General features: G+C 70.7%; 19 protein-coding genes. 10 read left to right on the top strand and 9 right to left on the bottom strand.

From position 1 onward, the window contains the following. Positions 1-8 precede the first annotated feature (8 nt). Entirely contained in the window at positions 9-449 is a 441-nt protein-coding gene (locus KGD87_RS19370) for a hypothetical protein (RefSeq protein ID WP_284661720.1), read from the bottom strand. Positions 450-762: 313 nt separating this feature from the next. Here KGD87_RS19370 and KGD87_RS19365 point away from each other — a divergent pair, with 313 nt between their 5' ends. After that, positions 763-1,329 carry a NifU family protein gene (locus KGD87_RS19365; protein WP_163785332.1) on the top strand — a complete coding sequence of 189 codons (567 nt, stop codon included), beginning with the start codon at positions 763-765 and terminating at the stop codon, positions 1,327-1,329. Between the two features lie 143 nt (positions 1,330-1,472). Beyond that, a complete protein-coding gene (locus KGD87_RS19360) occupies positions 1,473-2,255 on the top strand; it encodes a class I SAM-dependent methyltransferase (RefSeq protein WP_502888041.1) in 783 nt (260 codons plus the stop codon). A 59-nt stretch (positions 2,256-2,314) separates the two neighbouring features. Here the strand turns inward: KGD87_RS19360 and KGD87_RS19355 are convergent, their stop codons facing one another. The 3 genes from KGD87_RS19355 to KGD87_RS19345 all read right to left on the bottom strand — a co-directional run bounded on the left by KGD87_RS19355 (position 2,315) and on the right by KGD87_RS19345 (position 6,026). Further along, complete coding sequence (locus tag KGD87_RS19355; RefSeq protein WP_284661717.1) at positions 2,315-3,994, bottom strand: RluA family pseudouridine synthase; 1,680 nt, start codon at positions 3,992-3,994, stop codon at positions 2,315-2,317. Positions 3,995-4,087: 93 nt separating this feature from the next. Further along, positions 4,088-5,239: a THUMP domain-containing class I SAM-dependent RNA methyltransferase gene (locus KGD87_RS19350; protein ID WP_284661715.1), complete on the bottom strand. Its 1,152-nt coding sequence runs from the start codon at positions 5,237-5,239 to the stop codon at positions 4,088-4,090. Between the two features lie 34 nt (positions 5,240-5,273). Beyond that, a complete protein-coding gene (locus KGD87_RS19345) occupies positions 5,274-6,026 on the bottom strand; it encodes a lysophospholipid acyltransferase family protein (protein ID WP_284661714.1) in 753 nt (250 codons plus the stop codon). Positions 6,027-6,220: 194 nt separating this feature from the next. Between KGD87_RS19345 and KGD87_RS19340 the strand changes: the two genes are divergently transcribed. Then, on the top strand, positions 6,221-7,111 hold the full coding sequence (locus KGD87_RS19340; protein ID WP_284661713.1) for a ferredoxin reductase domain-containing protein: 891 nt from the start codon (positions 6,221-6,223) through the stop codon (positions 7,109-7,111). On the opposite strand, the gene KGD87_RS19335 is transcribed toward KGD87_RS19340, so the two are convergent. From KGD87_RS19335 to KGD87_RS19325, 3 genes are all read right to left on the bottom strand, one after another. Beyond that, entirely contained in the window at positions 7,089-8,717 is a 1,629-nt protein-coding gene (locus tag KGD87_RS19335) for a sensor histidine kinase (protein WP_284661711.1), read from the bottom strand. The two genes, KGD87_RS19340 and KGD87_RS19335, sit on opposite strands and share 23 nt — an antisense overlap. Positions 8,718-8,956: 239 nt before the next feature. Further along, on the bottom strand, positions 8,957-10,027 hold the full coding sequence (locus tag KGD87_RS19330; protein ID WP_284661710.1) for a TIGR02266 family protein: 1,071 nt from the start codon (positions 10,025-10,027) through the stop codon (positions 8,957-8,959). A gap of 16 nt (positions 10,028-10,043) precedes the next feature. Then, on the bottom strand, positions 10,044-10,418 hold the full coding sequence (locus tag KGD87_RS19325) for a response regulator (protein ID WP_284661708.1): 375 nt from the start codon (positions 10,416-10,418) through the stop codon (positions 10,044-10,046). An 82-nt stretch (positions 10,419-10,500) separates the two neighbouring features. Between KGD87_RS19325 and KGD87_RS19320 the strand changes: the two genes are divergently transcribed. Then, positions 10,501-11,901, top strand: a complete 1,401-nt coding sequence (locus tag KGD87_RS19320; protein ID WP_284661707.1) for a M20/M25/M40 family metallo-hydrolase — start codon at positions 10,501-10,503, stop codon at positions 11,899-11,901. A gap of 96 nt (positions 11,902-11,997) precedes the next feature. Next, complete coding sequence (locus KGD87_RS19315) at positions 11,998-12,825, top strand: YhfC family intramembrane metalloprotease (RefSeq protein ID WP_284668663.1); 828 nt, start codon at positions 11,998-12,000, stop codon at positions 12,823-12,825. A gap of 3 nt (positions 12,826-12,828) precedes the next feature. Here the strand turns inward: KGD87_RS19315 and pip are convergent, their stop codons facing one another. Next, positions 12,829-13,797 carry a prolyl aminopeptidase gene (gene pip, locus KGD87_RS19310; protein WP_284661706.1) on the bottom strand — a complete coding sequence of 323 codons (969 nt, stop codon included), beginning with the start codon at positions 13,795-13,797 and terminating at the stop codon, positions 12,829-12,831. A 230-nt stretch (positions 13,798-14,027) separates the two neighbouring features. On the opposite strand from pip, the gene KGD87_RS19305 reads away from it, so the two are divergent. Beyond that, positions 14,028-14,219: a hypothetical protein gene (locus tag KGD87_RS19305; protein ID WP_163783317.1), complete on the top strand. Its 192-nt coding sequence runs from the start codon at positions 14,028-14,030 to the stop codon at positions 14,217-14,219. 48 nt (positions 14,220-14,267) lie between these two features. On the opposite strand, the gene KGD87_RS19300 is transcribed toward KGD87_RS19305, so the two are convergent. Further along, a complete protein-coding gene (locus tag KGD87_RS19300; protein WP_284661704.1) occupies positions 14,268-15,482 on the bottom strand; it encodes a small ribosomal subunit Rsm22 family protein in 1,215 nt (404 codons plus the stop codon). A gap of 125 nt (positions 15,483-15,607) precedes the next feature. On the opposite strand from KGD87_RS19300, the gene KGD87_RS19295 reads away from it, so the two are divergent. The 4 genes from KGD87_RS19295 (at position 15,608) to KGD87_RS19280 (ending at position 20,569) form a co-directional block, all read left to right on the top strand. Continuing rightward, entirely contained in the window at positions 15,608-16,615 is a 1,008-nt protein-coding gene (locus tag KGD87_RS19295; RefSeq protein WP_284661702.1) for an ABC transporter ATP-binding protein, read from the top strand. Further along, complete coding sequence (locus KGD87_RS19290) at positions 16,612-17,415, top strand: ABC transporter permease (RefSeq protein WP_284661701.1); 804 nt, start codon at positions 16,612-16,614, stop codon at positions 17,413-17,415. Before KGD87_RS19295 ends, KGD87_RS19290 begins: the two co-directional genes overlap by 4 nt. Position 17,416: 1 nt before the next feature. Beyond that, positions 17,417-18,223: an ABC transporter permease gene (locus KGD87_RS19285; RefSeq protein ID WP_284661700.1), complete on the top strand. Its 807-nt coding sequence runs from the start codon at positions 17,417-17,419 to the stop codon at positions 18,221-18,223. Positions 18,224-18,388: 165 nt separating this feature from the next. Further along, positions 18,389-20,569 carry a Kelch repeat-containing protein gene (locus tag KGD87_RS19280; protein WP_284661699.1) on the top strand — a complete coding sequence of 727 codons (2,181 nt, stop codon included), beginning with the start codon at positions 18,389-18,391 and terminating at the stop codon, positions 20,567-20,569. Positions 20,570-20,581 lie beyond the last annotated feature (12 nt).

The raw sequence follows: 20,581 nt of genomic DNA, 5'->3' as shown, positions 1-20,581 counted from the left end.
TCCGGGCGCTACTTCCCGCGAGTCAGCTCCGCGGCGAGGAAGCGTCCGGCTTCCGCCAGTCCTTCCTCCCCCCGGCGGCGGCCCTCGTCCGATTCCATGACCCGCCGCGCGGCGTCACCCGCGGTGCCCACCTCCAGGTCCACCAGGATGAAGAAGGCGCTGAGCGCGGGGCCCACGGGGGCGATGCGTCCCGGCCGCTGGGGCCGCTCACTCAGGGTGGCGGCCACCTTCTCCACCAGCCCGTCGTCGGTGAGCCGCTTCGCCTTGCCGCGCATGGCGGTCCACGCGGCGTCCAGCAGCGCGGGCAGCATCCGTCCGGAGAGCGCGCTGGACAGCCGCTGCGCCGCTTCTTCCTCATCAATGGCGTGGGCCTGCGCGTAGGTGGGGACGAGCTTCGCCACCACCACGGCGCGGGTGGCGAGGTGGGCGAGTCTGGGCGGGTAGGACACGCGGGGCTCCGGGGCAGGGCTGGCGGGCTACCAGCGCACGAACAGACGCTACCCCCCGCTGCTGCGCTCCTCCACGAGGATTCGAGGCCGCTGGAGCCCCCGCGCGAACAACCCCTCGGACACGCTGGCGGGCGCGTGGGGCCGTGGAAGAGGCATGCCCTCAGTCTACGCAGAATCCACTATGAGTTCATGTATTGCTTGAATTACGGATTGATTCCGGAGTGGAGTGGAGGCGCGGGGGCGATTGCCAGTCCGCGAGCCGGGTTGCTATGGGGCCGCGAGCGCCTTAGAGGAGTCGTCCAAGGAGAATTGAATGTCGGTGAACATCCAGCTCGAGTGGACCCCGAACCCCAGCACGCTGAAGTACGTGGTGGACCGGCGGTTGTTGGCCGGCGGGGCGGTGAACTTCACGAACCCCGAGGACGCCCAGGCGAAGTCCCCGTTGGCGCGCAAGCTGATGGACGTGCGCGGCGTCACGGCGGTGATGATTGGCACCAACTTCGTGACGGTGACGAAGGGGGAAGAGGGCGAGTGGGACGAACTCAATGACGAGGTCATGTCCACGTTGGACACCCACCTGACGGCCAACGAGCCGGTGGTGGACGAGGCGGCGCTGGCGGCGGCCCGCGAGTCGGCGGGACAGGCCGGTGGTGGCACGGTGGAGGGGCGCATCCAGGACATCCTGGACAGCGAAATCCGCCCGGCGGTGGCCATGGACGGTGGTGACATCACCCTGGACCGCTTCGAGGACGGCATCGTCTACCTGCACATGAAGGGCTCGTGCGCGGGCTGCCCGTCGTCCACGGCGACGCTGAAGATGGGCATCGAGGGGCGCCTGCGGGAGATGATTCCCGAGGTCCTCGAAGTGGTGTCCGTCTGAGGCGCAACGTCAAGGCCTCGCAGGTCCGGCGGGAGCTGCTGCCGGACCAGTCCCCCGCGCTGCTGCGCGAGCTGCACCTGCTCACGCGCGAGGGGCACCTCAACGCGGACGCGCTGCGCAAGCTCAAGCAGGTGAACCACCTGATGGGCCTGCTGCGCCCCGCCGTGGAGGATGTCCAGGCGCGCCACCCGGACACGGTGCTGGTGGACGCGGGCAGCGGCAACGCCTACCTGGGCTTCGTCCTCTACGAGCTGTTCCTCAAGGGCGCCGCCAGCGGCACGCTGCTGTCCATTGAAGGTCGGCCGGACCTGACGGAGCGGGCCCAGGGCCGCGCCCAGCGGCTGGGCTTCACGCGGATGCAGTTCCAGACGGCGCACATCGACACGGCGCGGTACCCGGAGCGCATCCACCTGCTGATGGCGCTGCACGCGTGTGACACGGCCACGGATGATGCGCTCGTCGCGGCCATCCGCCATGGCGCGGACCACGTCGCGGTGGTGCCGTGCTGCCAGGCGGAGGTGGCCGCGCAGCTCAAGGAGAAGCGCCCCGTCGTGGCCAGCAGCGGCAGCATGTCGCTGCTGTACGCGCACGCCTGGCACCGGCGCGAGTTCGGCTCGCACCTGACGAACGTCATCCGCGCGCTGACGCTGGAGGCCTTCGGCTACCAGGTGACGGTGACGGAGCTGACGGGCTGGGAGCACTCGCTGAAGAACGAGCTGATTCTGGGGCGCCGCGTGCACCGGGAGAACCGGCGCGCGCGCGTGCAACTGGAGCGGCTGCTGGCGGAGACGGGCGTGAATCCCAAGCTGACGCGCGAGCTGGGCGTGAAGCCCGCGGCGGCGGCCGTGGAGCCTGTCTCCGCGCCGGAGCCGGAGGCCCCTGAGGCCTCCGAGCCGGTGGAGGCTTCGGACGTCTCCGGCGCGTGAGCCGCACCGCGTCGCGGTGACTCCACGGAGCGCGAGGCTGGCGGTCGAGACGCCCGAGGTCAGAAGGGCGCCGGCCGCTCCAGCGTGATGCGCTGTCCCGTGACAGGGTGCTGGAACGACAGGGCCTCCGCATGCAGGTGCAGCCGGGGCCCTGGATGGCCGTAGAGGCGGTCGCCAACAATGGGGGCGCCCAGGCCGAGCGGATGGGCCGCGTGGACGCGCAGTTGGTGTGTCCTGCCGGTGAGCGGGAAGAGGGCCACCTTCGTGCGGCCGTGGCTGCGTTCAAGGACATGCCACTCCGTCACCGCGGGCTTGCCGTGCACGGGGTCGTGAATCTGCCGGGGCCGGTCGTCCAGGTCCACGCGCATGGGAAAGTCGATGGTGCCGCGCTCGCCCCGGACGTTGCCGTCGACCCAGGCCACGTAGCGCTTGTGCACCTCGCGCCCGGCGAACTGGCGCTGCAAGGCCGCGTAGGTGCGCGCGTCCTTGGCCGCGACGAGCAGCCCCGACGTGTCCAGGTCGAGCCGGTGCGCGAGCATCATCCCCGCCGCTTCCGCAGACCGCGCGCGCAGCCGGGCCAGCACCGAGTCCTCCACCGAGACGTCCTTCGCGGGCACGGAGAGCAGGCCCTCCGGCTTGTCCACCACCACGAGCCATTCGTCCTCGAAGACGATGGGCAGCCCTCGTGACGACAGCACGGGCACCGCGAAGGGCTGGGGCGCGGAGACGGGGAGGCCGTCCAGCATGTACGGCAGCAGCGGCCCGCACTTGTCCTTGCAAGCGGGGTAGTACGCGCCGGCGGCCCGGCCTCCCGCGGGAGGAGGAGCCCCCCACCAGAACTCGGCGAGCGCGAGCGGACGGAAGCCCTGGGTGAGGGCCCGCGCCAGGAGCTTGGGCCCGGCGCAGTCCGCCGCGCCTGATGGGGGCTCGCCACCGGCGTAGAGGCCGCGCAGGTGACGGTGTTCTCCTCGTGCGTTGGGCACCACGTAGGTGTCGTGCAGGCGCTTCATCAGCGCGCGGCAGACGATGCGCCGCAGTCGCTCCATGGCGCGAAGCCGCCGCTCCATGCGGGCCCGCCGGGGCGCGAGCGCCCGCTGCGCCTCGTCATGTTCCGCGTCCAGTCCGCGCAGCTCCGCTTTGTCCCCCCGGCTGTCCTGGTCGAGCGCATGCAGCGCCGCCCGCTTCGCCTCCTCACTCAGTGCGTCGGAGGCCATGACCTCCGCGCGCCTCGCATGACGCTGCTTCTTCCGGGCGTCGTGTGTGGCGCGCAGCGCCGCGCGGGCCTCGGTGTGGCGCGCTTGCAACGCGTCGTGCGCGGTCAGGATGGAGGCGCGCTCGGGGGACTGGCGGAAGGACGCCTCACGGGCCATCAGGCGCTTGACCAGGGCGTCGCCCGCGGGCTCCAGCCGCTCGCGCTCGTCACGGTCGAAGAGGGGCGGCACGAAGCCGGGGAGGTCCCACCGCCCGCACAGCATGCCCGAGAAGGCGCGGAGGAAGCCGACGCGTCCGTCAGGCGCCTGGACCACGAGGACGCCGAACATCTTTCCACCCTCGGACGTGTCGAGGCACGAGGCCGCGAGTCCAGGCGCGCCATGGCCTGCCCGGAGCTCTCGCTGGAGCCACTCCGCCGCCCGGCGGGCCAGCGCGTGGGGCGCGCCCTCATCGAAGGGGTTTGGGAAGCTCCCGGGGAGCTCGTCCGCGAGGGGCTTCGGCTCGAAGGGCGTGAACCACGTTTCCACAGGCCCGCGTTACCACGGCACGGCGGCGCGGCGCATCCGGACGGCCGTCTTCATGGGCGTTCCACCCCTCGCGCCGTGGCGGCAGCCTGGTCCTCACGTCGCCCCCCGTCCCGACAGCAGCAGCCTGCACTTGAGCCCGCCGTTGCGCACCGGAAGGCTCGTCGCCCCCGTCAGCCCCAGCGCCTTCAGCAGCGCCGCCTCATCCGGAAGGATGACCGCCGCGCGCCACCCCGCGAAGCCCTGGCGCAGCGTGTTCCCCAGGGCCCGGTACAGCGCGGGCAGGTCCTCGGCTTCGCCCACGCGCTTGCCGTAGGGCGGATTCACCACCACCAGCCCCGGGCCCTCCACGGGCGCCTTCAGCGTCCGCGCGTCCTGCCGCTCCAGCGCGAGCGTCACCCCCGCGCGCCGGGCATTGCGACGCGCCGTCCCCAGCGAGCCCGCGTTGAGGTCGTAGCCATGAAGCGCCGCTCCTGGCGCGGGCAGCGCGTCCGCCTCCGCGCGCGCCTTGCGCCCGGCCCAGGCCTGGGCATCGAAGGAGGGGAAGGACTCGAAGGCGAAGGCGCGCAGCAGCCCCGGCGCCCGGCGCATGGCCATCCACGCGGCCTCCACCAGGAAGGTGCCCGAGCCGCACATCGGGTCCACCAGGGGCTGTGTGCCGTCGTAGCCCGCCAGCCGGAGGATGCCCGCCGCCAGCGTCTCACGCAGGGGCGCGCGGCTCACTTCCTGGCGGTAGCCGCGGCGGTGTAGCGCATCCCCGCTGGTGTCGGCGCTCACGGTGAACGCGTCACCCTCCACCCGCACCAGCAACGTCAGGCCCGGGCCTCCGCCCTCTTCATCGAGCGGCCCCGCGCGCTCCACCGAGGGCACGTTCCACGCATACGCCGCCGCGGAGAGCACCACGTCGGCGCCTGGCACGGGGGAGCGGGTCAGGCTCACCGACAGCTTCGGGGGCGAGCGCCCATCCCAGACATGAGACAAGTCCAACTCGGCCAGCCGGTCCGAAAGGGTGTCGGAGTCACCCGCGCGGAAGGTACCCACGCGCAGCAGCACCCGGCTGGCGCAGCGAAGGCGCAGGTTGGCGTCCTGGTGCAGGCCGGCCGGGCCTTCCAACTCCACGCCACCGTCCACGCGGCGGGGCCTCCAGCCCAGCGCGGAGGCCTCTGCCTCCAGGGCGGGCTCCAGGCCGGGGAGGGTGGAGACAAAGAGCTGTTCGTCGGTGCGGGCGCGTGTCACGGGAGCGTCCATTGTCCGCGTCCCGGCGCGCGCCGCAATGCTTCATTCAGGACGCGGGCGCGGAAGGCCGCTCCCAGTCCGGGGCCGGAGCCGGCTGCGCGGGGGCCTCCGCGTAGAAGCCGCGGTACTCGGGCGGCAGCAGCTCCGCCACCCGGCGCATCATCGCATCCACCAGCGCCTGTCGCGGGTCCTCGGCGCCCGCCACCTCGACCTCCAGCGCCTCCACGCGGAAGGGCGGGCCGAAGCGCACGAAGACGTCGGCGTTGAAGAGCCGCTCGCCGCCCATGTCCGAGTCGTTGATGGGCATCAGCTTCTCCGTGCCCTGCAGCGCCACCGGCACCACCGGCACGCCCGCGCGTTTGGCTATCAGCGACAGGCCCTTCTTCGCCTGGGTGAGCGTGCCCGTGCGGCTGCGCGCGCCCTCCGGGAAGATGAGCACCGACTTGCCGGCCTTGAGCGTGTCCAGCGCCCGCCGCATCGCCTCGATGTCGGGCGAGTTGGGCTTGATGGCGATGGTCTCCATCGTCTCCGCGGCCAGGCGCGTCATCACCGTGCTCTTCAGCTTCACCCCGGCCAGGAAGACGACCTTGCGCGGCCGGAAGGCCCGGTCCAGCGTGAAGCCGTCCGCGTTGGACAGGTGGTTGCAGAGAAAGAGACAGGGTTGGTCCGGGATGTTCTCCCGCCCCAGGACCTTCTCGTTCGCCAGGGTGTCCCAGACGCCGTCCATCAACGCGCGGACCACCTGCTGGCGGGCGCCTTCCGGCAGCTTGGACATCAGGAAGAAGAGAATGCGCAGCACGTGTCGGTCGCCTCTGAACGTTCCACCCGCAGATGTAGTTCCAACCAGTGTCGCGCGTCAGCCCCTCTCTTGTCCCGGCGCCTCGCCTGCCGGGCGGCCCGTCGTACAGCCAACGCTCATGTGGGACTGGGGGGCGGGACGGTTTTTCCTTCCCCTCTTCCCACCCTCCATGCGGGTTGGTTATGGGAGGGCGCATGAGTCTGGTCGAAGCCCGCGCGTCGCGCGCCAGGAAGCCCGTGGAATACGAGGTCACCGTCGACCATGTGCGGATGGACACGCACGACACGGCGACGCTGTTCCTGGATTTCGGCGGAGTCCCGCTGGACTACAAGGCCGGGCAGTTCCTCAACATCGACCCGCACCAGTTCCCAGCCCTGGGCCGCCTGTCGGCCTACCTCCAGGCGCAGAAGGGGCGGAAGGAGCCGCAGCGCTCCTATTCGCTCGCCTCCGCGCCACACGAGCCGCTGGTGGCCATCACCGTGAAGGACGAGGAGTTCATCCCCGGCCTCACCCGCTACCCGCCGCTCTTGTCGCCCTACCTCGTGCATGGCCGGCTCACCGGCGCGCGGATGAAGGTGATGGCCTTCATGGGGCCCTACGTGCTGCCGGAGGACGTGGAGACGCGCACGGAGCACGTCGTCCACCTGGTGGCAGGCTCCGGCGCGGTGCCCAACTTCGCCATCCTCAAGGACGCGCTCCACCGGGGGCTGAAGCTGCGCCACACCTTCCTCTTCTCCAGCAAGACGTGGGGGGATGTGCTGTTCGGCGACGAGCTGGCCGCCCTGGAGCGCCAGCACCCCGGCCGCGTGCGCGTGGTGCACACGCTCACCCGAGAGACGGACGAGTCCCGCTTCGGCGCCGCCGTGCGGAAGGGCCGCATCCACCAGGCCCTGCTGGAGGAGCTGATTCAGGACCGGGACACATGCCTGGTGTACGCCTGCGGCCCGGCGATTACGCCGTGGGACCGGCGCAAGGCGCTGGAGACCCGCACGCCCTCCACGCCGCGCTTCATGGAGACGGTGCTGGGCCACCTCCACGCGCTGGGCATCGAGGACAAGCGAATCAAACGGGAGACATACGGCTAGGCGCTCGCGGCAGCCACAGCTCGAAGCGAGCGCCGCCGCGAGGCCGGCTGCTGGCGCGCACGCTGCCCTCGTGTGCCAGCACCACGCGCTGGACGATGGCCAGCCCCAGGCCCCGTCCATTGGCGCGGGTGAGGAAGAAGGGCTGGAAGACGCGCTGCGGGTCCACGTCGGGAATGCCGGGCCCTTCGTCCTCCACCACCAGGCGCACGCCGCCGTCCGCGGGCTCCACCGTCAACCGCACCTTGCCGCCCTCGGGTGAGGCCTGGACGGCGTTGCGCACCAGGTGCGTCACCGCCAGTTGAAGCAGCGTCTCGTCGCCTTCGAGCGAGGGCGTCTCCGCGGCCTCGTCCACGCTGAAGCGCAGCGTGGGCGCGTCCGGCGGGCCATGCATCTGCCCCAGCGCGCGGCGCACCAGCTCGCCCAGTTGCACGGGGCGGGGGCGCGGCTCCAGCGGACGCACCACGTCCAGCAAGTCCCGGACGATGTCCTCCAGCCGGATGGCCTCCTCCTCCAGCATGCCCACCGCGGCCTGTCCCGTGGGCCCCAGGTGGGCCTCGCGGCGCAGCACCGCGACCGCGTTGAGGATGGCGCCCAGAGGGTTGCGGACCTCGTGGGCCACGACGCCCGCGGCCTCGCCCAGCACCTCCAGCCGCTCGCGCGCGACCAGCTCGTCCTGGAGCCGGGACACTTCCTCCAGCCGCACCGCGGACGTCTGGTGGTGGCGCACGTTCTCCAGCGCGCCGCCGACCAACTGCGCGAACAGCTCCAGCGTGCTGGCGCCCGCGGGGGTGAGGGCGGGGCCCTGCACGGAGAGCACGCCGAACGGATGCCCGTCCACGAGGATGGGCGCGTCCAGCCCGCGCAGGTCCGGCGGATGCAGCTGGCACACGGGGCTCCCCCCGTTGGCGGGAGGCGGGAAGCGCGTCACGCCGAGCATGTCGTGGTGGAAGGCCGCCTTGCGCCGCTCGAGCACCTCCAGGAAGTGCGGCAGCGCGGCGCTCGGAATGCGCACGTCCGCCAGGGGCATGCCGTAGAGCTGCTCGGCCTCGGCCACGATGAAGGGGCTCTGCCGCAGGGGCCCGTACCGGAAGGCGTCGCCGTCCACGGAGATGACGGACACGGAGAAGCCCTGGCGGAAGATGGCGTCCACGGCCGTCTCCAGCACCGAGCGCTCGTCGCGGCAGCGCAGCATCGTCGCGGCGGCCGCCACCAACGCCTCCGTGAGGCGCCGCACCGAGTCCTCCGCTTCCGCCTCCATCATCACCACCACCCGCTCGTCCGGGTGCGCTCCGGGCGCGTGCCTCAGGGCCAATGTGCGCTGGGGGCCGTTCACCGGCTGGACGCGCACCCACACGGGGCCTTCTGGCAGCGGCCCACCCCGGATGAGGGATTCGTACAGCGGCTCCACCCAGCCGCGCTCCTCGGGCACGAAGCGGCGGATGCTCTCGGAGAGCGAGAGGGCTTCCAGCTCCGCCGCCGGAACGCCCAGCAGGGTAGCGAGCGCCGCGTTGACCCGTAGCACCTGTTCGCCGCGGATGAGCGCGGTGGGGAGGGGCATCGCTTCGAACAGCCGGTATTCGGCGGAGGCGGTGGACACGGCGGTCATCCTCTGAGTCCACCGCACCGTCCGCAAGGGAACTTCAGCGGAGCCGGCGGCGGCGGACGCAATGGGTTCTCCCGCACCCCGTATGGAAGGGCGAGGGGCAACACTCGGAGGGAACGACGATGAACTTCATGAACCTGATGGACCGCGATGACTTGGAGTTGAAGGCTGTCATGGCCGTGATGGCGGCCTTCGTGATGATGGGCGCCGTCTTCCTGGGACAGATGCTGTAGCGCCTGGTGTCAGGGCTTCTTCTTCAGGTCCTTCGCGCGAGCCAGATACTGCTGCACGAACTCCTTCTCCTCCTGGCGAAGGTGGCTCAGTCGCAACCCGTAGCCGCGCGGGTTCTTTCCGTCCTCCAGCGAGTTCTCCCAGATGACGGAGCTGCGGAGCGTCAGCACCCGGGGCGGCTCATCGAAGCGCAAGGTGAGCTCCACCAGCGTCCCCAGCCGCAGCGGCTTGTCCGTGGCGATGAACAGTCCGCCCGATGACAGGTTGATGATGCGGTGGTCGGTGAAGATGCCCGCGTTCTGCAGCGTCACCTTCACGTCCGCGTGGATGCGGTCGTCCGAACGCCGCTCCAGGCCGACGAACTCCGCGCTGGAATAGGTGGGCGCCGCCGCGGCCCGGCGCATGGCTGGCGCGGGCGGCGGTGGAGATGGCGGCGGCGGGGCGGGCGGCGGCGGGGCAAGGGGGGCCCGCGCCATCACCGGCGCGGCCTGCACGGCGCGCGGCGGTGGAGCGGCGGGCACGACGGGCGCTCGCACCGCCGAGGGGGCCGCGTGCACCACCGGCGGGGGCCGGGGCGGCGCGGCGGGCACGACGGGCGGCGGCGGGCGGGGGGCCTGCGCCGCCTGCGTCCAGGTGGCCTCCGCTTCGCGCATGCGGCGCGACAGGAAGTCGAAGATTTCCGCCGACACCTTCTTCAGCTCCGGATGCGTGTCCGGCGACACGTGGTCCGGCGTGAAGCGCTTGGCCATGCGGAAATAGGCCAGGCGCAGCTCATCCAGGTTGGCGGTGGGCTTGAGGCCAAAGACTTCATGGGCTGGCAGGCTCTGCATGGCGCGCATCTGCGCGCGCAGGCGCTCGGCTTGCTGCAGCTCCAGGGAGGGCGAGGGCCGCTCGCTGGCGAACAAGTCGCGCAGTTCGGGCAGCTCCGGCAGGGCGACCCAGTTCGTCCCATCCCGCGAGGCGCGCACCGCGGCCTTCAAGCGTCCGGAGGAAATCAGCTCCCGCAAGGCCTGGAGCGCCAGGGGCCCCAGCACACGTCCGAGATTGTCCGCGACCCAGTAACCGACAGCAGAAGACGACACGCAGACACCCCGGGGGTCAGTGAGCCAGCGCCTGGCGCACTGCCGAGGCGATCTCTAGCGGATGGAAGGGCTTGCCCACGAAGCCCACGGCGCCTGCCGCCATGGCCTGCTCCACGACGGGCTCCGCGTCCATGCTGCTGATGACCAACACACGCGTGGTGGGCGACACCGTCTTGATGGCGCCCAGGACCTCCAGTCCACTCTTCTTCGGCATGAACAGGTCCAGGAACATCACCGCGGGCTGCTCCCGCGCGGCCACGGCCAATCCTTCCTCGCCGTCCGCGGCCTCGAGCAGCCGCAGCTCGATGCCCGTGTCGGCGATGACGTCCTTGAGGATACGGCGCACGAAACTGTCGTCATCGACGAGCAGCAGGGTCGGGGTGTCGGACATGGCCATGGATGATACTTGGACCGCGCAACATCCGCGCGGGGACATGGCACGCCTGCCCGTCTTTTTGGGTTAAGGGGTGCGCATGTCCACCGACAACGCTCTCTCACACTTCGAGTCGAAGAAGCAGACGTACCTGGAGGACCTCAAGTCCCTCGTCCGCATTCCCAGCGTCTCATTTCCTGGCTTCGATGCGACGCAGGTACGTCGCAGCGCGGAAGCGACCGCGCGGCTGCTGAAAGACCGTGGTTTTGAAAACGTTCAGCTACTCGAAATCGAGGGCACGCACCCCTACGTCTACGGCGAGGTGCTCAAGGCGCCCGGCAAGCCCACGTTGCTGCTCTACGCGCACCATGACGTGCAGCCCGCGGGTGACGCGGCGGCGTGGAAGAGCCCTCCATTCGAACCGGTGGAGCGTGATGGCCGGCTGTACGGCCGCGGCTCGGCGGACGACAAGGCGGGCATCGTCGTGCACACGTCCGCGGTGGAGTCGTGGCTGAAGGGCGCGGGGGCGTTGCCGCTCAACGTGAAGGTCATCATCGAGGGCGAGGAGGAGATTGGCAGCAACTTCCTGGGCGCCTTCCTCCAGAAGCACGCGGCGCTGCTGAAGGCGGACGCCATCGTCCTCACCGACACGTCCAACTTCGACACCGGCCTGCCGTCCATCACCACCGCGCTGCGCGGGCTCGTCACCGTGGACGTGGAGGTGCGGGCGCTGCGACAGGCGGTGCACTCGGGCATGTGGGGTGGGCCGGTGCCGGACCCCGTCATGGCGCTGTGCCGCATGCTGGCCACGCTGACGCACGCGGATGGCTCCATCGCCGTCGAAGGAATCCGCGAGCGCGTGAAGCCGCTGACGGACGCGGAGCGTCAGAGCATCCAGTCCCTGCCCGGAGACGAGGCGCACTTCCGCGCGCAGTCCGGCCTGTTGCCGGGCGCGCAGGTGCTGGGGGGCGGGGCGCATCCGTGGGAGCTGAACTGGCGCCAGCCGAGCATCGCCATCAACGCCATCCAGGCCAGCAGCCGCAAGGACGCGCGCAACATCATCTGTGATTCGGCCTGGGCGCGGGTGGGCATCCGCATCGTCCCGGACCTGGAGGCGCGCGACGTGGAGCAGCGCCTGAAGGAGCACCTGCGCAACGTCTGCCCATGGGGGCTGGAGGTCCACTTCGACACGGAGGGCGCGTCCGGCTGGTGGTACACGGACCCGTCCCACCCCGCGTTCCAGGCGGCCTTCCGCGCGCTGGAGAAGGGCTACGGCACGAAGGCGGTCGCCATTGGCTGCGGCGCCTCCATTCCCTTCGTGGAGCCCTTCGCGAAGGAGCTGGGCGGCGTGCCCGCGCTGCTCATCGGCGTGGAGGACCCGTACACGTATGCCCATTCGGAGAACGAGAGCCTGCACCTGGGCGACTGGGAGAAGTCCATCCGCAGCGCCATCCACCTCTATGCGGAGCTGGCCGAGGCCCTGAGCGCGCGGAAGGGTTGAGTGCCTTGCGGGATGAGGCCGGCGCTTCGCTGGTATCGTCGACGCTGGGAGCCAGGAACCCGCGCTTCCTGGAAGGGGAGAGACCGCTTGGACGCTGTGGATACGAGGCTGGTCGCCAGCTACGCGGTGGCCATCGCCTTCGACGTGCTGATGCCGGTGGGCATGGTGCTGTGGGCACGACGGCGGCTGGGCGTGGCCTGGAAGGTGGTGGGCTGGGGCGCGGCGGCGTTCGCGCTGTCGCAGCTGCTCACCCGGGTGCCCCTGGTGCAGGTGGCGCAGTACTTCATGCGCGACGCGCTGAAGACGTCCTCGGTGCTCCTGGGCGTCTGGATTGCCGTGCTGTCCCTCACCGCGGGCCTCTTCGAGGAGACGGCGCGGCTGTGGACCTTCCGCAAGCCGCTGAAGGACTTCCGCCGCTGGCGCGACGCGGTGGGCTTCGGCGTGGGCCACGGCGGCCTGGAGTCGGCGCTGCTGGTGGGCGGACTGGCGGCGCTGGGGCTCGTCAACGTCATCGCCCTGTCCTCGGTGGACGCGTCCACCCTGCCGCTGAAGCCGGAGCAGGTGGCGCAGGTGGTGGAGGCCAAGGCAGCCATCGCCGCGCTGGACTGGTGGATGCCGCTGCTGGGGGCCTACGAGCGGCTGGGCGCCATGGCGGTGCACATCGCGCTGTCGGTGGTGGTGCTCCAGCGCTTCATCCGCGACGAGGTGAAGTGGTACTGGCTCGCGGTGGGCGCCCACGCCTTCTTCAACGCGCTGACGGTGGTGGTGGGGAAGCAGGCCACCGCGGCGTGGGGAACGCAGGCCGGGGCGTTCGCGGCCGAAGGCATGGTGACGCTGGCCGCGCTGGCCAGCCTCTGGGTCATCCTCTATTTCCGCCGCGTGGACGCGGAGCGCGACACGGCGGACGTTCCGGCGCTGACGTGAGGTTCAGCGCCCGCGGAAGCGGTCGGTGGCTTCCACCAGCGCGGAGGTGTTGCCCGGCTCGTTGGCGGAGTGCCCCGCGTCGGACACCATGACGAACGCCGCCTCCGGCCAGGCCTTGTGCAGCGCCCAGGCGCTCTCCGGCGGGCACACCACGTCATAGCGCCCCTGGACGATGACGGCGGGGATGTGGCGGATGCGGTGCACGTCGTCGAGCAGCTGCGTGTCGCTGCGCAGGAAGCCCCGGTTGATGAAGTAGTGGCATTCGATGCGGGCGAAGGCGAGCGCGAAGGTGTCCGCGCTGTTGCGCGCCACCAGCTCCGCGTTGGGGTACAGGCAACTGGTGCGGCCCTCCCACACGCTCCACGCGCGCGCCGCCTCCTGCTGCGCCTTCACGTCGGGGCCCATCAGCCGGCGGTGGTAGGCCGCCAGCAAATCGCCGTGCTCCGCGGGAGGAATGGGCTCCAGGTAGTACTCCCAGGCATCCGGGAAGAGGGCGCTGGCGCCTCGCTGGTAGAACCAGTCAATCTCCTGCTTGCGCAGCAGGAAGATGCCGCGCAGCACCAGCTCCGAGACGCGCTCGGGGTGCGTCTGGGCATAGGCCAGGGACAGGGTGCTGCCCCATGAGCCACCGAAGAGCTGCCACCGGGAGATGTCCAGGAACTCGCGCAGCCGCTCCATGTCGGCCACCAGGTCCCAGGTGGTGTTCTCCTCCAGGCTGGCGTGCGGCGTGCTGCGTCCGCAGCCGCGCTGGTCGAACAGGATGATGCGGTACGCGGTCGGGTCGAAGAAGCGGCGCTGGCGCGGGTCCGTTCCTCCGCCAGGGCCCCCGTGGACGAAGAGCACCGGCTTGCCTTCCGGATTGCCACTCTCCTCGAAGTACACCTCATGCCCGCCGGAGACGCGCAGGCGGCCGGTGCGGTAGGGCTCCAGGGGCGGGTACAGCGAACGCAGCGGCCGGTGGGACACGGGCACGGGCAGGCCTTCCGTAGCGGTGGGTGCGGCTGACCCTAACAGGGCCTCCCGCCTGGGCCTGCCGTCCTCCGGTGGCGGGATGTCTGGAATGGGCGGCGCGCTCCCTGCCAGGGCAGCGCTCTGTCAGGCAGGCCACGGACGATGTGACGGCGAGTTCACCGCGCCGCGACGTGGACTTCGCGGACGGGGTGGAGACTGCCGGCTGTCTCCCACACCCCACGGAGCACGCCATGAACATCGCCTCGCTCATCCGTCCCATGACCGCGTCCCACCCGGTGCCCGCGCCGCGCCGGCTGCGGCTGGTTCGCGTGCAGGCCACCGTCCTCGCGCAGGGCGCGGTGGGCGCCATGAAGGACGGCGTGAAGGCCTTCCGCCACATGCGCGACGTCCTCACGGGACGTCATGCCCTTCTCCGGCACTGAGCCGGGCCGTCCGTCTTTCCGGCCCCGGGGCGTCAGGGGCCGGGTGCTTCACGCAGGGGGGCGCGGGCCGGTTCCCGGGCTTGAAGGCGCGTCCTCCTTCGGCGGCGGGGGCGGCACGCCCTTGCCCGCGGGGGCCACCACCCGCACCTCGGTGCGCTCGTCGAGCGCGAGCCCGTCACCCTTGGGCTCCGTCTCCGTCACGGAGATGACGTCGCCCCGGTTCAGCTTGAGGAAGCGCTCATTGCGCTCGTTGCGGTGGCGCTCCTGCATCGCCAGGCCCACGCGGCCCTCGGGGCCACAGCCGATGTAGCGGTGCCGGCCCTTGCCCTCCAGGGGCTCGGAGACGATGCGGAACAGGCGCCCGGGCGTCAGCTCCGGCCAGGCCTCGTCCTTGGGGGCCAGCACCAGGTAGCTCATCTTCAGCGACTCCTTGTGCAGGCTCGCCGCGCGCGCCAGCTCCTCCACCACCCGAGGCATGGGCCAGGCGCGCTCCGCGTGGCACCAGTCCGTCTCCTTCACCAGGGCGGGGCAGGGGCCGCGGTACATGCACGGCGCGCGGACGGCGTAGCCCTTGGCCACCATGGCGTCGCGCACGTGCAAGAGGCCGCGGCTCGTCTCGCGCAGCGCGGGCTCCATCACCAGCAGGCTGCCGCCGCGCTTCACCTTCGCCAGAATCGTCTCCAGCAGCGCGGCGCGGGGGGCCGTGGCCGCCTCGCCCGTGCCGTACAGCTCGTTGACGACGTGGCCCATCGTAATCAGGTCGAACTGGCCGTCGGGCAGCGTGGCGCCCTTCTTCGTCGGGTCCCAGTCGCGGGTGGCCAGGGCCTCACCGGCCTCGGCGGCCAGGTTGCGCGCCAGGGTGAGGGCGGCCTTGCTGCGGTCGGCGGCGGTGACCTGCCCCCCGCCCGCGTCCAGGGCGGCGAAGGCCACCGGGCCCGGGCCGCTGCCCAAATCCAACACCTGCCGGGGGCGGCTCGGCAGCTCGCCGAGCACCTGCCGGGCCTGGGCATACGACACCGGCCAGTAGAAGAGGAGGTAGGCACCCAGGAGCTTCGGGTCGTCCATGTACCGCGCGCCGGCGAGCTGCCGCTCCCGCGTGAGGCCCAGGGAGAGCTGGCGGACACCCGCCGCCACCTCCTTCACCTCCTGGGGCGTCAGGCGCGTCTCCGGGGCGCCGCCACCGCCCCGGCCGCGTGACGCGCGCCAGACGGCGATGAGCCGCGGCATCCATCGCTCCAGGTCCTTGCTGTATGCGTTGCTCATCTGGCCCAGCCTTCACCTGTGAGGCCGCGTCCCGCCGCGGCCGTTGCCAACCCATTGTCGTCCCGCCAAGGCGTCAACGGTGAGATCGCCATGGAGGGGGAGACCGCGTTAAACCCTGGTCGCACATGATTTCCGTTCGCGGCCTTCGCAAGCACTACCAGGTCCATAAACGCCCGCCGGGCTTGAAGGCGGCCCTCCGCTCGCTCGTCCACCGTAGCTACACCACGGTGAAGGCCGTGGATGGGATTTCCTTCGACATCCGCCCTGGGGAGCGGGTGGGCTTCCTGGGCCCCAATGGCGCCGGGAAGACGACGACGCTCAAGGTCCTCTCCGGCCTGCTCCATCCCTCCGACGGCGAGGTGACGGTGGACGGCCACGTCCCGCAGAAGCGGGAGGAGGCCTTCCTCAAGAAAATCATGCTCGTCATGGGGCAGAAACAGCAGCTCCTGTGGGACCTGCCTCCGGCGGAGACCTTCGAACTCAACCGCGCCATCTACGACGTGCCCCAGGCCCAGTACAAGAAGACGATTTCGGACCTGATTGAGCTCCTGGAAATCGGGGACCTCATCGGCAAGCCCACCCGGCAGCTGTCGCTGGGGGAGCGGATGAAGTGTGAGCTGGCCGCGGCGCTCATCCACCAGCCGCGGGTGCTCTTCCTGGACGAGCCGACCATCGGCCTGGACGTGGCCATGCAGGCCACCATGCGGACGTTCATCAAGGAGTACAACGAGAAGTACGGCGCCACGCTCATCCTCACCAGCCACTACATGGACGACGTGGCGGCGCTGTGCCCCCGCGTCATCGTCATCGACAAGGGCCTCTTGTCCTACGACGGCGGCCTGGACGCGCTGGTGCAGCGCGTGCGGCCGGAGAAGCGCGTGGTGCTGCGCCTGTCCGAGGACGTGGACGCCGCGCGCCTGGCTTCGCTGGGCCGAGTGGTGACGCACGAGTCCGGCAGGGCGGTGCTCCAGGTCCAGCAGGAGGCGGTCAACGCCACCGTCACCCGCGCGCTGTCCACGCTGCCGGTGATGGACCTCACGGTGGAGAACGCGCCGCTGGAAGAGGTGATGAGCGAGCTGTTCGCGGAGTCAAAGGCGCGCCGGACGGCGGCGTCGGAGCCGGTGCCCGCATGAGCGCCAGGACGACGCTGCGCGCCTTTCCCACGCTGCTGCGGGTGGGGTTCGCGGAGGCGGTGGCCTACCGCGCGGAGATGCTCATCTGGGTGCTGTCCACCACCATGCCGCTGGTCAACATGGTGCTGTGGATGGCGGTGTCGCGTGAGGCGCCCGTGGGGCGCTTCGGCGAGGCGGACTTCATCAGCTACTTCCTGGCCACCTTCGCGGTGCGGCAGCTCGCTACGTCGTGGGCGGCGTGGCTCATCAACTGGGAGGTGAAGCAGGGGACGCTGGCCATGCGCCTGCTTCGTCCCATCTCCCCGCTGTGGGCCTACGCGGTGGAGAGCATCGCCGCCTTCCCCATGCGGTTGATGGTCGCGGTGCCGGTGATTCTGCTGAGCGTGGCGCTGGTGGGGCAGAAGGCGGTGCCCCAGCACGCGTGGCAGTGGGGCTGCTTCGTGCTGGCGGTGATTGGCGGGTGGGCCGTGGCCTTCCTGGCCAACGTGGCCATTGGCGCGCTGTGCTTCTTCCTGGAGAGCAGCCAGAAGGTGCTGGAGGTGTGGCTGGTGCTCTTCTTCGTGTGCTCCGGCTACATGTACCCGGTGGAGCTGCTGCCGCCCACGCTGCGCACCGTCATCGACTGGTTGCCCTTCCGCTATCAGATTGGCGTCCCGGTGGAGATGCTCACGGCGGACTATGGCTGGGAGGAGTCCCTGCGGCTGCTGGCGGCCCAGTGGGCCTGGGTGGCGGTGCTGGGCGCGTTGGCGGCGGTGGCGTGGAAGCAGGGCGTGCGGCGCTTCGCGGCGTTCGGGGGCTGACGTGAAGGTGAAGCGCTATCTGCGGCTGCTGGGCATTCAACTCAAGGCGTCGGGGCTGCTGTCCCTGCAGTACCGCGCGGACTTCTTCACGGAGGGGCTGACGTCCCTCTTCTGGACCTTCACGGCGCTGGCGCCGCTGTTCGTCGTCTACAGCGAGCGGCCCAACCTCGAAGGCTGGAGCTTCGGCGAGGCCCTGCTGGTGGTGGGCTGGTTCACGTTGCTGCAGGGCATCCTGGAGGGCGCCATCAACCCCAGCCTCACGGGCGTGGTGGAGCACATCCGCAAGGGCACGCTGGACTTCGTGCTGCTCAAGCCGGCGGACGCGCAGTTCCTGGTGTCCACGCAGCGCTTCCAGCCGTGGCGGGCCTTCAACGTGCTGACGGGCGTCGGGCTGTTCGTCTACGCCTTCATGCACCTGGGACGGTGGCCGTCGGTGACGGGGCTGCTGGCCTCCGTGCTGCTGCTGGGGACGAGCACGCTCTTGCTCTACTCGCTGTGGATTCTGACGGTGAGCGCGGCGTTCTTCGTGGTGCGGGTGGACAACCTGACGTACCTGTTCACCTCCATCTTCGACTTCGCGCGCTGGCCGTCCTCCGTGTTCCAGGGCGTGGGGCGCGGCGTCCTGACGATGGTGTTCACGTATGTCATCCCGCTGGCGCTGATGACGACCTTCCCGGCGCAGGCCATGCTGGGCCGGCTGCCGCCCCAGTCGCTGGTGGGCGCGGTGGTGGGCGCGGGGCTCTTCGCCTGGGGCTCGCGTCAGGTGTGGCTGCGCTCCATCCGCCGGTACACGTCGGCCAGCAGCTGACGCGGCGGTCTTTGGCAGTCACCCCGCACGGTGGGTGCCCAAGGCCCCATGTATTTCATGTGTTCAGTTTTGAGTGCTGCGATGGTCCGCCCGTGCAGGGCTGGGGTAAAGGCGCCGGGCGCGGTCCTTCCGCGCATCCCCCCGAAACAAAAAGGACCCCCACTCATGTTTGAACCTGTCGGGTTCGGCCGCAAGGCCGCGCTCTTGATGACGCTCGTGTTCGCGGGATGCTCACACGAGGATTTTGCAGACGCGCTGAATGCGCCAGGGACCCAGGACGCCGAGCTCGCATCCGTCAGTTGGGTGGGCACCCCCAGCATGTCCACCCAGCGCCTGGACCATACGGCCACGGTGTTGCCCAATGGCCGGGTGCTCGTCACGGGTGGCCAGTCCTCCACGAGCGCCGAGCAATACGACGTGGCGACCGCGCGGTGGCTCAGCGCGGGGAACATGACTGTCATCCGCCGGCGTCACACCGCGACGCTGCTGCCCAATGGTAAGGTGCTGGTGGTGGGCGGTGATGTCGCCGCGGCGAACACCGGCACCGCGGAGCTGTACGACGTGGCCACGGGAACCTGGTCAACCACCGGCAGCCTGGACTCCCTTCGCTCGGGACACACCGCCACGTTGCTGCTCAACGGCCAGGTGCTGGTGATGGGCGGCGAGGACGGCAACGGAACCGCGTTGATGACGGCGCGTCTGTATGACGCCGACACGGGGACCTGGAGCGCCACCCACAGCATGCGCGTACCGCGCATGGGACACGCGGCGACGCTGCTGGCGGATGGCAAGGTGCTGGTGTCGGGCGGGCGCTCCAGCTCGTGGGGCACCGTCCTCCGGACCGCGGAGCTCTATGACCCCGCCACGGGGACCTGGTCCTCCACCGCCGCCATGAGCTCGCCGCGCACGGGGCATGCTTCGACGGCGTTGCTGAATGGCAAGGTGCTGGTGTCCGGCGGGCTGGTGGACGACATCGCCGCGACGCGCAGCGCGGAGCTGTACCACGTGGAGACGGGTGTCTGGGGTCCCGCGGGGAACCTGATGCCCGTCGAGCGCGCACACCACACCGCGACGGTGCTGCACTCCGGCGAGGTGTTCATCACGGGTGGCTCGGATGGCAGCGAGCCCTATCTCCAGAGCGCGGCGCTGTATGACCCCGTCAACGCGCTCTGGACCTCCACGGCGTCGATGGCCACCAGCCGGCTGGGCCATACCGCCGCGCTGCTGGGCACGGGGGAGGTGCTGGTCGCGGGAGGCAGCCCGGACGGCGTCCTGCGCACCGCTTCCGCCGAGCGCTACCTTCCGTCCACGCTCCCCTGGCGCGCGGCGAATGCCATGCTGTCCGCGCGGTATCATCATTCATTGACGGTGTTGTCTTCGGGCGAGGTCCTCGCGGCGGGTGGCACCGCGAATGGCAGCACGGCCCTGACGGGCGCGGAGCGCTACTCCGAAGCCACGGGCCACTGGCTGCAGACGGGCGCGCTGCTCACCGCGCGCTACCTCCACACCGCGACGTTGCTGCGGGATGGAAAGGTGCTGGTCGCGGGAGGCCAGAGCACGTCGTCCAGCTATCTGTCCTCGGCGGAGCTCTATGACGCGGCCACGGGCACGTGGACCGCCACGGGGGTGCTGGCGGCGCCGCGCGCGCGCCACACCGCGACGCTGCTCCCCGACGGCAAGGTCCTGGTGGCGGGCGGGCGGAGGAGCTCCAGCTTCTCCGGCATGCTGGCCACCGCGGAGCTGTATGACGGAGCGACCGGAACGTGGACCGCCACCGGGGTGATGAGCCGCCAGCGGCAGTACCACACGGCGACGTCGCTGCCGTCCGGCAAGGTGCTGGTGGTGGGAGGCAACACGCAGAATGGAGACACGTCCTCGGCGGAGATTTATGACGTGTCCACGGGGCAGTGGACGCTCACCGGCTCCCTGTCCGGGCCGCGATATGGGCACACGGCGGTGGCGCTGCCGTCGGGCAAGGTGCTGGTGACCGGAGGCTGGGGCGCGCGGGGGGCGCTCGCCACGGCGGAGCTCTATGACCCGGCGACGGGCACCTGGACCTCGCTCACGTCGATGCAGCACTCCCGCTACGGACCGATGTCCACGCTGCTGCCCTCCGGCCGCGTGCTGGTGCTGGGCGGTGACGGAGGTGGCACCGTGGGCTTGCTGGCCTCGGCCGAGGTGTATGACCCGGCCAGCGGCCAGTGGCACGGCGCTGGAACGTTGCCCACGGCGCTCACCAGCGCGGGCGTGGTGACGCTGGTGGGCTCTGTCCGCGTGCTGGTGTCGGGCGGTCTGAGCCCCAGCGGCTCGCTGTCCGCCGCCGGGCTGTACTCGCCCGCGCCCTGAGTCCACGTCCCG

This window comes from Myxococcus sp. SDU36 (assembly GCF_030168875.1).
Lineage (GTDB): Bacteria > Myxococcota > Myxococcia > Myxococcales > Myxococcaceae > Myxococcus > Myxococcus vastator.
Note: the sequence above shows the minus strand (reverse complement) of the source record. Positions and strands in the feature narration are given on the sequence as shown.